Source organism: Pseudomonas fluorescens (genome assembly GCF_004683905.1).
Classification (GTDB): domain Bacteria; phylum Pseudomonadota; class Gammaproteobacteria; order Pseudomonadales; family Pseudomonadaceae; genus Aquipseudomonas; species Aquipseudomonas putida_A.
The window spans coordinates 1015535-1029819 of record NZ_CP038438.1; the positions used below are offsets into that span (position 1 = coordinate 1015535).

Genomic DNA, 14285 nt, shown 5'->3' on the forward strand with positions numbered 1-14285 from the left:
TCATGTCGCACGCATCTGATTTGATCAGCGAGGACATCCTCGCCTACCTGGGCCAGCACGAACGTAAAGAGCTGCTGCGCTTTTTGACCTGCGGTAACGTCGATGACGGCAAGAGCACCCTGATCGGGCGCCTGCTGCACGACTCCAAGATGATCTACGAAGATCACCTGGAAGCTATCACTCGCGATTCGAAGAAAGTCGGCACCACCGGTGACGACATCGACCTGGCGTTGCTGGTCGATGGCCTGCAGGCTGAGCGTGAGCAGGGCATCACCATCGATGTCGCCTACCGCTATTTCTCCACCGCCAAACGCAAATTCATCATCGCCGACACCCCTGGCCATGAGCAGTACACCCGCAACATGGCCACCGGTGCGTCCACCTGTGACCTGGCGATCATCCTGGTCGACGCCCGTTACGGGGTGCAGACCCAGACCCGCCGCCACAGCTTCATCGCCTCGTTGCTGGGCATCAAGCACATCGTCGTCGCCATCAACAAGATGGACTTGAAAGACTTTGATGAAGGCGTGTTCGAGTCGATCAAGGCCGACTACCTGAAGTTCGCCGAAGGCTTGAAGATGAAGCCTACCAGCATGCACTTCGTGCCGATGTCTGCCCTCAAGGGCGACAACGTGGTGAACAAGTCCGAGCGCTCGCCTTGGTACAAAGGCCAGTCGCTGATGGAAATCCTCGAGACCGTGGAAGTGGCGGGCGACCGCAACTTCACCGATTTGCGTTTCCCGGTGCAGTACGTCAACCGTCCGAACCTGAACTTCCGTGGTTTCGCTGGCACCCTCGCCAGCGGCATCGTGCACAAGGGCGACGAAGTGGTGGTTCTGCCGTCGGGCAAGAGCAGCCGCGTCAAATCCATCGTCACCTTCGAAGGTGAGCTGGAGCAGGCCGGCCCGGGTCAAGCGGTGACGCTGACCATGGAAGACGAAATCGACATCTCCCGTGGCGACCTGCTGGTGCATGCCGACAACGTGCCGCCGGTCACCGACAGCTTCGAAGCGATGCTGGTGTGGATGGCTGAAGAGCCGATGCTGCCGGGCAAGAAATACGACATCAAGCGCGCCACCAGTTACGTGCCGGGCTCGATTGCCAGCATCGTCAACAAGGTCGACGTGAACACCCTCGAAGAAGGCCCGGCGAGCGCGTTGCAGCTCAACGAAATCGGCAAGGTGAAGATCGCGCTCGACGCGCCGATCGCCCTCGACGGTTACGACAGCAACCGCACCACCGGCGCGTTCATCGTCATCGATCGTCTGACCAACGGCACCGTCGGCGCCGGCATGATCGTCGCTCAGCCAGTGGCTCATGGGACTGCCTCGCACCACGGCAAACTGGCTCACGTTGCCACTGAGGAACGTGCCCAGCGCTTTGGCCAGCAACCGGCTACTGTGTTGTTCAGCGGTCTGTCGGGCGCGGGCAAGAGCACGCTGGCTTATGCGGTCGAGCGCAAGCTGTTCGACATGGGCCGTGCGGTGTTTGTGCTCGACGGTCAGAATCTGCGTCACGACCTGAACAAAGGTCTGCCGCAGGATCGTGCCGGTCGTACCGAGAACTGGCGGCGTGCTGCGCATGTGGCGCGTCAGTTCAACGAGGCGGGTCTGTTGACCCTGGCGGCGTTTGTTGCGCCGAGTGCTGAAGGTCGTGAGCAGGCCAAGGATCTGATCGGCAAGGAGCGTCTGCTGACGGTTTATGTGCAGGCTTCGCCGGCGGTGTGTGCCGAGCGTGATCCGCAGGGCTTGTATGCTGCGGGTGGCGATAATATTCCGGGTGAGTCGTTCCCGTATGACGTGCCGCTGAATGCTGATCTGGTGATCGACACGCAGTCGCTGTCGTTGGAAGAGAGCGTCAAGCAGGTGCTGGATCTGCTGCGCAAGCGTGGCGCGATTTAAGCTTTAGCCGGAAATGAAAGGCCCGCGGATGAGTGATCATCGGCGGGTTTTTTATTGTGGGGCATTTGGTTTTCGGCGGTGGCGGCTTTTGGGCTGACCATGCTCTTGGGGTTTTGGGGGTATATCCGTTGCTGCGGTAACGGCTGATTATGGTTCCGCCCTTACGGCGGGTCACTTTTTACAAACGCCTAAAAAGTAACCAAAAACGCTTGCTCCTGCGTTCGGCCCACTCGCTGGGGCTCCGGGTTCCTTCGCTGCGGGATTGATCCGGGGGGCAGCGCCTACGGTTTGCTTCGCTGCACCTCCTCTCGCTGTGTTTGGCTTCGCCAAACGGTCGCTGCGCTCCCACCCCCGGATCAATCCCTACGCTCAGCCTTCCGACGTCGCCCGTGGATCAAGATCAAAAGCTTTCGGCGAGCTGACACTCGGCCATTTGAGTGGTGAAAAGCGTGCGCCTGGCTTTAGTTTTTCCTGTGGGAGCTGGCTTGCCAGCGATGGCGGCCTGACAGCCGACCAATCTCTACCTGAATACACCGGTTTCAAACTGTGGGAGCGAGCTTGCTCGCGAAGGTGGTCTGACAGCCGACTAATCTCTACCTGAATACACCGTGTGCAAACTGTGGGAGCGGGCTTGCTCGCGAAGGCGGCCTCACAGCCGACCAAGCTCTAACTGAATGCACTCCATCCAACTGTAGGAGTGAGCCTGCTCGCGATAGCGGTATGTCGTTCAACATTGGGAGTGGCTGTTCCACCGCTATCGCGAGCAGGCTCGCTCCTACAGGGGATTAACGTTTGTCTGGGAATTCGCGGTGCATCTGTTCCAGCAGTGCATCCTTGTCCTGCCACAGCTGGTTGATCCAGCCCTGGAATTGCAGGCGATATTCGCCGTCCTGGTCGTAGTTCTTGCCGATGAAGGCCGGCGGGATTTTCAGCTCTTCAAAGTGCACCACCACGTCGCGCACGTTGCCGCACAGCAGATCCCAGAAACCCGGACGCCCGCCCGGATAGTGGATGGTCACGTTGACGATCGACTCCAGTTGCTCACCCATCGCGTCCAGCACGAAGGCGATGCCACCCGCCTTGGGTTTGAGCAGGTATTCGAACGGTGACTGCTGTTGCGCATGTTTGCCTTCGGTGAAGCGCGTGCCTTCGACGAAGTTGAAAATCCCCACCGGGTGGTTGCGGAATTTCGCGCAGGTCTTGCGCGTGGTTTCCAGGTCTTTGCCTTTCTTCTCTGGATGCTTTTCCAGGTACGCCTTGGAGTAGCGCTTCATGAACGGGAAGCCCAGCGCCCACCACGCCAGACCGATCACCGGGACCCAGATCAGCTCCTGCTTGAGGAAGAATTTCAGCGGCTGGATGCGGCGGTTGAGCACGTATTGCAGCACCAGAATGTCGACCCAGCTCTGGTGGTTGCTGGTGATCAGGTATGAGTGTTGGTAGTCCAGACCTTGCAGGCCGCTGATGTGCCAGCGGGTGCGGCGCACCAGGTTCATCCAGCCTTTGTTGTTGCTGATCCAGGCTTCGTGGGTGTGGCTCATCAGCCACAGTGAGGCGCGGCGGGCGAGGTCGAAGGGCAGCACTTTGATCAGCGCGACGCAGAACAGGAACGAGCACAGCAGAATCGTATTGAGTGCCAACAGCAGCGCGGCGATCACGCCGCGAATCGGGGCGGGCAGGAAGTCCAGCATTTACACATCCATAGGTCGGTTGGCGGCTTGAATCGCGGTCAGGGCGATGGTGTAGACGATGTCGTCGACCTGCGCGCCACGCGGCAGGTCGTTCACCGGTTTGCGCAGGCCTTGCAGCATCGGGCCGAGGCTGACGCAGTCGGCGCTGCGCTGCACGGCTTTGTGGGTGGTGTTGCCGGTGTTCAGGTCGGGGAACACGAACACCGTGGCGCGACCGGCCACCTGGCTGTTCGGCGCCAGTTGCCGGGCAACGTCTGCGTTGGCAGCGGCGTCGTATTGCAGCGGGCCGTCGATCAGCAGCGAGTGCTGTTGCTCGTGGGCGAGCAGGGTGGCTTCGCGGACTTTCTCGACTTCTTCACCGCTGGCCGATTCGCCGCTGGAGTAACTGATCATCGCCACGCGCGGGGTGATGCCGAATGCTGCTGCGGAATCAGCGCTTTGCAGGGCGATCTCCGCCAGTTCGGCGGCGCTCGGGTGCGGGTTCATCACGCAGTCGCCGTAGACCAGCACTTCTTCGGGGAACAGCATGAAGAACACCGACGACACCAGCGTGCAGCCCGGTGCAGTCTTGATCAGTTGCAGGGCCGGGCGGATGGTGTTGGCGGTGGTGTTGATCACGCCCGAGACCAGGCCGTCGACCTCATCCAGCGCGAGCATCATGGTGCCGATCACCACGGTGTCTTCCAGTTGCTGTTCGGCCATCGGCGCGTTGAGGCTTTTGCTTTTGCGCAGGGCGACCATCGGCTCGATGTAGCGCTCGCGGATCAGGTCCGGATCGATAATCTCCAGCCCCGGCGGCAACTCGATACCTTGCGCACGGGCCACGGCTTCGACGTCTTCGGGTTTGGCCAGCAGCACGCAACGGGCGATGCCGCGCTCCTGGCAGATCGCCGCCGCTTGCACGGTGAGCGGCTCGCTGCCTTCAGGCAGGACGATACGTTTGTTCGCCGACTGCGCCCGTTGAATCAGTTGGTAGCGGAATACCGCTGGCGACAGACGCATTTCCCGTGGTGTGCCGCAGCGTTGATGCAGCCATTTGGCGTCGAGATGACTGGCGACGAAGTCAGTGATGATCTCCGCACGCTCGCGGTCATCGATGGGGATTTCCTTGTTCAGGCCATTGAGCAGGTTGGCGGTGTCGTAGGAGCCAGTGCTCACCGACAGCACCGGCAGACCGGCCTGCAACGCGCCACGGCATAGGTCCATGATGCGTGGATCGGGCAGGGTGTCGCTGGTCAGCAACAGCCCGGCCAGCGGTACGCCATTGAGTGCCGCGAGGCTGACCGCGAGGATGATGTCGTCGCGATCACCCGGGGTCACCACCAGTACGCCGGGCTTGAGCAGCTCCACAGTGTTGCGCATGGTCCGTGCGCAGATGATGATTTTGGTCATGCGCCGGGTTTCGTAATCGCCGGCGTTGAGCACCTGCGCGCCCATCAGGTCGGCGACGTCGCGGGTACGCGGTGCATTGAGTTCGGGCTGAAACGGAATGCAGCCGAGCAGGCGGAAATCACCGCTGCGCAACAGCGGCGAATGCTCTTTGAGGCGCGTGGCGAAGGCGTCCATGCTCTCCTCGGTCTTGACCTTGTTGAGGATTACGCCGAGGACTTTTGGATCTTTCGGGCCGCCGAACAATTGCGCCTGCAATTCCACGCGACCGGAGAGTTCGGCAAGCACTTCGTTTTCCGGGGCCGAGACCAGAATCACCTCGGCATCCAGGCTTTTCGCCAGGTGCAAATTGACCCGCGCGGCGTAGCTGGCGCTACGGGTCGGCACCATGCCTTCGACCACCAGCACATCTTTGCCGATAGCAGCTTGCTGATAGAGGGCGATGATTTCTTCGAGCAACTCATCGAGCTGACCGTCGCCGAGCATCCGCTCGACATGGGCCAGGCCCAGTGGCTGCGGCGGTTTCAGGCCGTGGGTGCGCGCTACCAGTTCGGTGGAGCGCTCAGGACCAGTGTCGCCCGGATGCGGCTGGGCAATCGGTTTGAAGAAGCCGACTTTCAGTCCGGCCCGCTCCAGGGTACGCACCAGCCCGAGGCTGATGGAGGTCAGACCCACGCCAAAATCGGTGGGCGCGATAAAAAAAGTTTGCATGCGGATTCTCTAAAGGTGCATGGCAATGGTGGCGATCTATACGTGACCGCCTACCGCAATTCAGTCGCCAAGGTTATCGCTAACCGAGCCTTGTGCGCACCAACCGCAGTCAAAGGGTTGGCCTATTTTTTCAATACGTTGCGCCGGGTCCAGGACCCATGGCCGCGATTGCCACGGCGGCTGGTGACGCAGGTGCTGGGTGTGGCCACAGGAAAGCTCGGCCACCCAGTGACCGTCTTCATCCTGATGGAAGCCGGCGATTGTCGAATCCCGTTTGTCCGGGTTGTGTTCGCTTTCGCGCGATTGCTTCGCTAAACTTGGCCTTTCTATATTCTTCTGCAAAAGGTCTCGCCCCATGCTGATCGCCGCCAATAAGGCTGTCTCCATCGACTATACCCTGACCAACGACGCTGGTGAGGTCATCGACAGCTCCGCCGGCGGCGCTCCGCTGGTCTACCTGCAAGGCGCAGGCAACATCATTCCGGGCCTGGAAAAAGCTCTGGAAGGCAAGGCTGTTGGTGACGAGCTGGAAGTTTCCGTTGAGCCGGAAGACGCTTACGGCGAATACGCTGCCGAACTGGTCAGCACCCTGAGCCGCAGCATGTTCGAAGGCGTTGATGAGCTGGAAGTCGGCATGCAGTTCCACGCTTCGGCGCCGGACGGCCAGATGCAGATCGTGACCATCCGTGACCTGGACGGCGACGACGTCACCGTTGACGGCAATCACCCACTGGCCGGTCAGCGCCTGAACTTCAAAGTGAAGGTCGTTGCTATCCGTGACGCCAGCCAGGAAGAAGTCGCTCATGGCCACGTCCATGGCGAAGGTGGCCATCACCACTGATTTTCTGCGCTAAGCTTCGAGTACTGGAGAGGCGCCTGCGGGCGCCTTTTTAGTCCGCGGCTGTCCTTGGTGCTCTCGCCAAGTGGCTGTTTCGAGTAGAACACGGGAATCTGGAGTCCGTCATGAGTGCTTTTCACGACCTTAAGTTGACAGCCCTGGATGGTCAGGAGCTACCGCTGGCGCCTTTCAAAGGCCAAGTCGTGCTGGTGGTCAACGTCGCCTCCAAATGCGGCTTGACCCCACAGTACGCGGCGCTGGAAAACCTCTACCAGCAATTCAAGGGCAAGGGCTTCAGTGTGCTGGGCCTGCCGTGCAACCAGTTTGCCGGTCAGGAGCCAGGTACCGAACAGCAAATCCAGGAGTTCTGCAGCCTGAACTATGGCGTGACGTTCCCGTTGTCGAGCAAGCTTGAAGTCAACGGCCATGATCGTCATCAGTTGTACCGCTTGCTGGCGGGCGAGGGTGCGGAGTTTCCGGGGGATATCACCTGGAACTTCGAGAAATTCCTGCTGGGCAAGGATGGCCGGGTATTGGCGCGATTCTCGCCGCGCACGCCGCCGGATGATCCGACCATTGTCCACGCGATTGAAAAAGCGCTGGGCTGAAACACAAAAATCGCAGCCATCGAGCTGCGATTTTTTTTGCCTGACTTTTGACCCTTAATCATTCAAATCAATAGTGCTGTTAAAAGGCGCTGACTGGTCATATTATCGCCGTCATAAAGTCATTCCCTGTGGAGCCTTCCAATGCCGGTGCAAGCCCTGTTCAAACCGTTCCACCTCGGTGCCCTCGAACTGCCGACCCGCGTGGTGATGGCGCCGATGACCCGCTCGTTTTCCCCGGGTGGCGTACCCAATTCCAAAGTGATCGAGTACTACCGTCGCCGCGCTGCGGCTGGTGTTGGTCTGATCATCACTGAGGGCACCACTGTCGGTCACAAGGCTTCCAACGGTTACCCGAACGTGCCGCAGTTTTTCGGTGAAGCGCCACTGGCCGGCTGGAAAAAAGTCGTCGACGCGGTGCATGCCGAGGGCGGCAAGATTGTTCCGCAACTGTGGCATGTCGGCAGTGTGCGCCGCATTGGCACCGAGCCGGACGCCAGCGTGCCGGCTTACGGTCCGACGGAAAAACTCAAGGATGGCCAGGTCGTGGTGCACGGCATGACCAAACAGGACATTCAGGACGTGATCGGTGCTTTCGCCCAAGCGGCGAAGGATGCGCAAAGCATCGGCATGGACGGCGTGGAAATCCACGGCGCCCACGGCTATCTGATCGACCAGTTCTTCTGGGAAGGCAGCAATCAGCGCACCGATGAATACGGCGGCAGCCTGGCCAACCGTTCGCGGTTCGCCATCGAGCTGATTCAAGCGGTGCGTGCGGCAGTCGGTGAAGGCTTCCCGATCATCTTCCGTTTTTCGCAGTGGAAGCAGCAGGATTACACCGCGCGTCTGGTGCAGACCCCGGAGGCGCTGGGCGAATTCCTCAAGCCGTTGGCCGACGCCGGGGTGGACATTTTCCACTGCTCGACGCGGCGTTTCTGGGAGCCTGAATTTGACGGTTCCGAGCTGAACCTGGCCGGCTGGACGCGCAAACTGACCGGCAAACCGACCATCACCGTAGGCAGCGTCGGCCTGGACGGCGAGTTCCTGCAGTTCATGGTCAACACCGACAAGGTCGCGCAACCGGCAAGTCTGGAGAAACTGCTGGAGCGTCTGAACAACGACGAGTTCGATCTGGTGGCAGTGGGCCGTGCGCTGCTGGTGGATCCGGACTGGGCGCTGAAAGTCCGTGAAGGGCGTGAGCAGGATATTCTGCCGTTCAGCCGTGAGGCGTTGATGACCCTGGTTTAAACTTCGCCTGTAACGCCCTCTTCGCGAGCAAGCTCGCTCCCACATTTTGAAATGCATTCCAAATGTGGGAGCGAGCTTGCTCGCGAAGAGGGCATCAGAGTCGACGATGATCTAAGGCAATGTCTGCGCATTCGGCAACACCCGCTCCCGCACACACGCGCCACGCAAATGCTTTTCAAACTGCTCGATGATCGCCGCCCAGCCCTGGCGACTGGCATGCTGCCGCGCATTCAGACGCACACAGCGCAAGCGCTCGTCCTCTTCCAATAACCACGCCGCCGCATCGCAAAACGCTTCCTCATCCCCGGGCATCGCCAGCACGCCGTTGTAGCCATGGCGAATGTGCTGCGCCGCCGCAGCCTGATCGTAAGCCACCACCCCCAGCCCTGACGCCAGCGCCTCAAGCACCACATTACCGAAGGTTTCGGTCATGCTCGGGAACAGAAAAATATCGCCGGACGCATAGTGCGCCGCCAGTGCTTCGCCGCGCTGTGAACCACAGAAGATCGCCTCGGGCAGCTCCTTTTCCAGCGCAGGCCGTTGCGGCCCGTCGCCGACCACGATCAGCTTCAGTTTGCGCTGTGGATAAGTGCCGCACAGGGTGTCGAAGCAGCGCTTGAGCAGGCCGAGGTTCTTTTCCGGGGCCAGCCGGCCGACGTGAATCACCGCGATGTCCTGCTCGCTCAGGCCCCATTGCTCACGCAAGCCGTTCAGGCGCTTGGCCGGATGAAACAACTGGCTGTCCACGCCGCGAGAGAGCAGGGCGAGGCGGTCGAAATGCCGACGCTCCAGTTCCAGGCGCTGACTGACGCTCGGCACCAGGGTCATTGCCGAGCGATTGTGAAACCAGCGCAGATAATGGGTCAGCAAGCGCGTCAGCAAACTCAGTCCGTACTGGTGGGTGTATTGCTGGAAATTGGTGTGAAAACCGCTGACCACCGAGATCCCCAGGCGTCGCGCCGCACGCAACGCCGACAAACCGAGCGGGCCTTCGGTGGCGATGTACAAAACGTCCGGGCGATGACGCTTCCAGCGCCGCAGCAGCTTGTGCATCGACGACTGTCCCCATTGCAGACCGGGATAACCCGGCAACGGCCAGCCCCGGCACAACAGCAAGGCATCGTCCTCGACGCGCTGCGGATCGCCCGCCTGGCGCGGTCGCACCAGTTCAACCTGATGCCCACGCGCGCGCAAGCCATCGCACAAGCGACCAAGGGTATTGGCCACCCCGTTGATTTCCGGTGGGAAGGTTTCGCTGATCAGGGTGATATGCAGAGCTGTCGTCATGACCTCAGTGTCGATTGAGGCGATGTCGTCATTGTGTCGAGTTGATGATCGATTGATGACAGCTGCTTACCGTGTGCCTAAACCTTTTGCCTGCCCGGTCGTTAGCCTTGACTTGAACTCTTTCCAGGAAATATGGCTGTGTCCGAGAATGCTTATGCACCGCCTGAGGCGGAACTGTTGGTTGCGGATGAACAAACACCAGAGTTTTATGTTGTTGCACGGTGGAAGTTCATTCTGCTGGCGATCCTCAGTTTTGGCCTGTATTTCTACTTCTGGATTTACAAAAACTGGAGTCAGTACAAGCGCAGTACTCGACAGGAGCTATGGCCGTGGGCGCGAGCGTTTTTCTATTTGTTTTTCGTGCATCAGCTTTATCGGCAGGCCAAAAAACGAATCCATGACAGAGGTGGAAAGTCCGATTGGGATCTTGAGCAATGGGCAACAGTCTTTGTTGTACTGACCGTAGTCGCGCACATATTCGAAAAGCTTCCCAGGCAGATTCCAGAGCTGAGTTTTCTTGGCCTTGTCGCCTTGATCATGCTGCCGATAAGAGTTTATGTCGCAAGCCAAGGGCAACAACTGATCAATTTGGCCGCCAGCGATCCTCAAGGCCTGAGTAACAATCGCCTCAACGCCTGGAACTTGCTGATTATCTTGCCAGGCGCTGCGGCGTGGGTATTGGTAGGGCTGCTTCTAGGCGGCGTTTACCCCTGAGTTGCCAGAAGGATTGATGCCTGGAGGCTCAGACTTTTTCCTGAGCCAGCATCTCGGCACCGCGCTCACGCACCCAGAACAACGTCGCTCCCGCTACCGCCGCCGGCATCATCAGAATGTTCACCACCGGAATCAGCAGCGCCAGATAGACGATCCCGCCAAAACTCATGCTCTGCCAGCGTTTCTGCCGCAGCCAGGCGAGCATCTCGTTCCAGCCCAGTTTGTGGTTGTCCGCCGGGTAGTCGATGTACTGGATCGCCATCATCCACACGCCGAACAGCAGCCACAGCGGGGCGGCGACGATGTTCACCACCGGGATGAACGAGAGAATGAACAGGCCGATCGCCCGCGGCAGGAAATAGCCGAGTTTGCGCATTTCCCGGGCTAGGGTGCGCGGGATCATCGCAATCAGTTCGCCCCAGCTGAAGGCCGGGAAATCATCGGTGCCGCGTACCACCACTTCGACTTTTTCCGCGAGGAAGCCGTTGAACGGCGCAGCGATCACGTTGGCGAGCATGGTGAAGGTGAAGAACACCATCAACGCCACCAGCACCACGAACAGCGGCCAGAGGATGTAGCTGAGGAAACTCAGCCAGTCGGGCAGCGACGGCATCAGGCTGTCGACCCACAGGCTGAACTGATGGCCGGCCAGATAGATCAATCCGACGAACAGCACCAGGTTGATCGCCAGCGGCAGCAACACGAACAGGCGCAGGCCCGGGCTGAGAACCAGTTTGAGGCCTTCGCGCAGGTATTGCGGGCCGGACAGAACAGGGGCGGGCATAAGGTGCTCCGAGCAAGGGAAAACGCGCCGACCTTACCGACTTTGCAACAGGTGTGAAAGCGCGGCAGAGCGATCGACATTCACTGTAACAAAGACGTCGATCTGGTCGGAGTCTGCGTATAGAGACCACCTATGAGCTGGATTGTTAATCCGTATTTCCTTAATCTTGCCCCCCTCGATACGCTGCACCCAACTTTTTACAGGACTGTCGAGCTCATGCCTTCCCCAAGGTTATCCACAGTCCTTTTTTATTCCCGCCGGCAGTCCGGCGTTCCGCGCCAGTGTTTCGGCCCGGTCAACAGGAGCAGGTCATGTCTGAAGTCCGTCATTCGCGAGTGATTATTCTCGGTTCCGGCCCTGCCGGTTACAGCGCTGCGGTCTACGCCGCCCGTGCCAACCTCAAGCCACTGCTGATTACCGGCATGCAGGCCGGCGGTCAATTGACCACCACCACCGAAGTCGACAACTGGCCGGGCGACGTGCACGGCCTGACCGGTCCGGCCCTGATGGAGCGGATGCGCGAGCACGCCGAGCGTTTTGAAACCGAGATCGTTTTCGATCACATCAACGCCGTGGACTTCGCTGCCAAGCCGTACACCCTGACCGGCGACAGCGCGACTTACACCTGCGACGCCCTGATCATCGCTACCGGTGCCAGCGCTCGCTACCTGGGCCTGCCGTCGGAAGAAGCGTTCATGGGCAAAGGCGTTTCGGCCTGCGCGACCTGCGACGGTTTCTTCTACCGCAACAAGCCAGTGGCGGTGGTCGGTGGCGGCAACACCGCTGTTGAAGAGGCACTGTACCTGGCCAACATCGCCAGCACCGTGACTCTGATCCACCGTCGCGAAACCTTCCGCGCCGAGAAGATCCTGATCGACAAGCTCAACGCCCGCGTGGCCGAAGGCAAGATCATCCTCAAGTTGAACGCCAACCTCGACGAAGTGCTGGGCGACAACATGGGTGTGACCGGTGCGCGTCTGAAGAACAACGACGGCAGCTTCGACGAGATCAAAGTCGACGGCGTGTTCATCGCCATTGGCCACACCCCGAACACTTCGCTGTTCGAAGGCCAGTTGACCCTGAAAGACGGTTATCTGGTAGTGCAGGGCGGCCGTGACGGCAACGCCACTGCCACCAGCGTCGAAGGTATCTTCGCTGCCGGCGACGTGGCTGACCATGTTTACCGTCAGGCCATCACCTCGGCCGGCGCCGGCTGCATGGCGGCACTGGACACCGAGCGTTACCTGGACGGTCTGCAGAACGCTTCGTTCTAAATCGCAGACACAAAAAAACCGGCTTCGGCCGGTTTTTTTATGCCCGTATTTCCGCTACATCGCATAACCCTGTGGGAGCGGGCTTGCTCGCGAAAGCGGTGTGTCAGACAAAGAAAAGTCGCCTGGCACGGCGCCTTCGCGAGCAAGCCCGCTCCCACAGGGAATGGGGTTGGCTATGGAAATCAGCGACGGGTCAGGGGCTGCGTTTCGAACTTCACACCCGCCAGCCCGTGCTTGATCAGCGCGCGGATATTGCCGTGGTCGCTGCCCTCAGGCGTCGCCACCACCGAGCGGTAATGCTCGCCGAATGCCAGCAGCGCTTCTTCATCGCTCAAGCCTTCCAGTAGCGCCAGACCCAGGGTCTTGCACGAACCTTCGTTCTGCCCGGCGGCGTTTTCCACGCCACCGTTGTTGAACGCCTGAGGCTGGTAGTCGTAACCGGCGGCGATGAAAGCCAGGGTGTCGGCGAAAGCGTGTTCGCCGCTCTTGAGGCTGGCGCGCAGGGTGTTCAGATCACTCATTGGGTTTTCCTTTGGCGAACGCCGCCTGTTGTTCGGCGCTGGCTTCTTGCTGGTATTGGGCTTTCCACTCGGCGTAAGGCATGCCGTAAACCACTTCACGGGCGTCGTCGAGGCTGACCTCGATCTGACGGTCATCGGCGGCAGCCTTGTACCACTTGGACAGGCAGTTGCGGCAGAATCCGGCGAGGTTCATCAGGTCGATGTTCTGCACGTCCTTACGGCTGTCCAGATGGGCGACCAGCCGGCGGAAGGCGGCGGCTTCGAGTTCGAGGCGTTGTTGCTCGGTCATGGGAGTCTCTGCGAGACAGCTTCAAGCGACGAGCTTCAAGCTGCAAGATGGGTGGCGTTGATACGAAGTTTACAGCTTGCCGCTTGAAGCTTGAAGCTAGCGGCTCGCTGCAAGCGTTATTGACACCGACTCGGCAAAACGCAGCGCATGCGGCTTGTCGACTTCGACTTCGGCGTACAGCACTGCAGCATGAGTCATCACCAGATCCAGCAGTTCCTGGGTCAGGCGTTCGAGCAGCGCAAACCGATTGCCCTCGACGTGGGCGATGATCGCCTTGGTGATGGTGCGGTAATTCAGCGCGTGATCGATGTCGTTGTCGCGCACCGCTTCCTGCGCGGCGTACAGGATGGTGAGGTTGATCAGCACATCCTGCTTGTTGAGGATCTCGTCCTCGTTGATCCCGATAAAGGTGCGCAAGCGCAGATCCTTGACCCGGATGCGCGCCATTCCCGGTTGAAGTTGTGACATTTACTTGCTCCGTCCAATCAATTGCAGGAACTCCTGGCGGGTGTTGCTCGAGTCGCGAAAGGCGCCGAGCATGACCGAGGTGTTCATGGTCGAATTCTGTTTCTCGACACCGCGCATCATCATGCACATGTGCCGGGCCTCGATGACCACCGCGACGCCGGCGGCATCGGTGACCTGTTGCACCGCATCGGCAATCTGCCGGGTGAGGTTTTCCTGAATCTGCAGGCGCCGGGCGAACATGTCCACCAGCCGCGCGATCTTCGACAGCCCCAGCACCTTGCCTGTCGGAATATAAGCCACATGGGCCTTGCCGATGAAGGGCAGCAGGTGATGTTCGCACAACGAGTAGAGCTCGATGTCGGCGACGATGATCATCTCGTCGCTGTCGGAGGCAAACAGCGCGCCGTTGACGATCTGATCCACACTCTGTTCATAGCCGTGACACAGGTATTGCATGGCCTTGGCCGCGCGCAACGGGGTGTCGAGCAAGCCTTCGCGGTCGGGGTCTTCGCCGAGGCCGATGAGGATCTCGCGGTAATTCTCGGGCAGGGAACGGGTCATGGGA

Annotated in this window: 15 protein-coding genes; 6 read left to right on the top strand and 9 right to left on the bottom strand. The window is 60.0% G+C overall.

Going from position 1 to position 14285, the window contains the following annotated elements; all coding sequences use genetic code 11:
* Window positions 1-2 precede the first annotated feature (2 nt).
* Window positions 3-1901 (top strand): sulfate adenylyltransferase subunit CysN, encoded by a 1899-nt coding sequence (cysN, locus tag E4T63_RS04515; protein WP_098967229.1) that lies wholly within the window; start codon window positions 3-5, stop codon window positions 1899-1901.
* A 785-nt stretch (window positions 1902-2686) separates the two neighbouring features.
* Here cysN and E4T63_RS04520 read toward each other — a convergent pair.
* The 3 genes from E4T63_RS04520 to E4T63_RS04530 are packed head-to-tail and all read right to left on the bottom strand — an operon-like array spanning window position 2687 to window position 6079.
* A complete protein-coding gene (locus E4T63_RS04520; RefSeq protein ID WP_135294969.1) occupies window positions 2687-3592 on the bottom strand; it encodes an acyltransferase in 906 nt (301 codons plus the stop codon).
* Window positions 3593-5692: a phosphate acetyltransferase gene (gene pta / locus E4T63_RS04525; protein WP_135294970.1), complete on the bottom strand. Its 2100-nt coding sequence runs from the start codon at window positions 5690-5692 to the stop codon at window positions 3593-3595.
* Between the two features lie 60 nt (window positions 5693-5752).
* Window positions 5753-6079, bottom strand: coding sequence for a DUF3565 domain-containing protein (locus tag E4T63_RS04530; protein ID WP_096795392.1), 327 nt, complete (start codon window positions 6077-6079; stop codon window positions 5753-5755).
* Between E4T63_RS04530 and E4T63_RS04535 the strand changes: the two genes are divergently transcribed.
* From E4T63_RS04535 to E4T63_RS04545, 3 genes are all read left to right on the top strand, one after another.
* Entirely contained in the window at window positions 6048-6533 is a 486-nt protein-coding gene (locus E4T63_RS04535) for an FKBP-type peptidyl-prolyl cis-trans isomerase (RefSeq protein WP_007968032.1), read from the top strand. The two genes, E4T63_RS04530 and E4T63_RS04535, sit on opposite strands and share 32 nt — an antisense overlap.
* Window positions 6534-6655: 122 nt before the next feature.
* Window positions 6656-7138 carry a glutathione peroxidase gene (locus E4T63_RS04540; protein ID WP_027610864.1) on the top strand — a complete coding sequence of 161 codons (483 nt, stop codon included), beginning with the start codon at window positions 6656-6658 and terminating at the stop codon, window positions 7136-7138.
* A gap of 141 nt (window positions 7139-7279) precedes the next feature.
* Entirely contained in the window at window positions 7280-8383 is a 1104-nt protein-coding gene (locus tag E4T63_RS04545) for an NADH:flavin oxidoreductase (RefSeq protein WP_003221722.1), read from the top strand.
* 111 nt (window positions 8384-8494) lie between these two features.
* On the opposite strand, the gene E4T63_RS04550 is transcribed toward E4T63_RS04545, so the two are convergent.
* The gene (locus E4T63_RS04550) at window positions 8495-9694 is read right to left on the bottom strand and encodes a glycosyltransferase family 4 protein (RefSeq protein ID WP_135294971.1); all 1200 of its coding nucleotides are present in this window, start codon (window positions 9692-9694) and stop codon (window positions 8495-8497) included.
* 114 nt (window positions 9695-9808) lie between these two features.
* Between E4T63_RS04550 and E4T63_RS04555 the strand changes: the two genes are divergently transcribed.
* The gene (locus E4T63_RS04555) at window positions 9809-10384 is read left to right on the top strand and encodes a hypothetical protein (protein WP_127646215.1); all 576 of its coding nucleotides are present in this window, start codon (window positions 9809-9811) and stop codon (window positions 10382-10384) included.
* Between the two features lie 28 nt (window positions 10385-10412).
* On the opposite strand, the gene cysZ is transcribed toward E4T63_RS04555, so the two are convergent.
* Window positions 10413-11168, bottom strand: a complete 756-nt coding sequence (gene cysZ / locus E4T63_RS04560) for a sulfate transporter CysZ (protein ID WP_027610866.1) — start codon at window positions 11166-11168, stop codon at window positions 10413-10415.
* Window positions 11169-11479: 311 nt separating this feature from the next.
* Between cysZ and trxB the strand changes: the two genes are divergently transcribed.
* The gene (gene trxB / locus E4T63_RS04570) at window positions 11480-12442 is read left to right on the top strand and encodes a thioredoxin-disulfide reductase (protein ID WP_003221727.1); all 963 of its coding nucleotides are present in this window, start codon (window positions 11480-11482) and stop codon (window positions 12440-12442) included.
* A gap of 182 nt (window positions 12443-12624) precedes the next feature.
* Here the strand turns inward: trxB and E4T63_RS04575 are convergent, their stop codons facing one another.
* The 4 genes from E4T63_RS04575 to folE form a co-directional block, all read right to left on the bottom strand.
* Complete coding sequence (locus E4T63_RS04575; protein WP_003221728.1) at window positions 12625-12963, bottom strand: HopJ type III effector protein; 339 nt, start codon at window positions 12961-12963, stop codon at window positions 12625-12627.
* Window positions 12956-13252 carry a DUF1244 domain-containing protein gene (locus E4T63_RS04580; protein ID WP_007968038.1) on the bottom strand — a complete coding sequence of 99 codons (297 nt, stop codon included), beginning with the start codon at window positions 13250-13252 and terminating at the stop codon, window positions 12956-12958. Before E4T63_RS04580 ends, E4T63_RS04575 begins: the two co-directional genes overlap by 8 nt.
* Before the next feature lie 96 nt (window positions 13253-13348).
* Window positions 13349-13720: a dihydroneopterin triphosphate 2'-epimerase gene (folX, locus tag E4T63_RS04585; protein ID WP_007968040.1), complete on the bottom strand. Its 372-nt coding sequence runs from the start codon at window positions 13718-13720 to the stop codon at window positions 13349-13351.
* Window positions 13721-14281, bottom strand: coding sequence for a GTP cyclohydrolase I FolE (gene folE / locus E4T63_RS04590; protein WP_135294972.1), 561 nt, complete (start codon window positions 14279-14281; stop codon window positions 13721-13723). It abuts the gene before it with no gap.
* Between the last annotated feature and the right edge of the window lie 4 nt (window positions 14282-14285).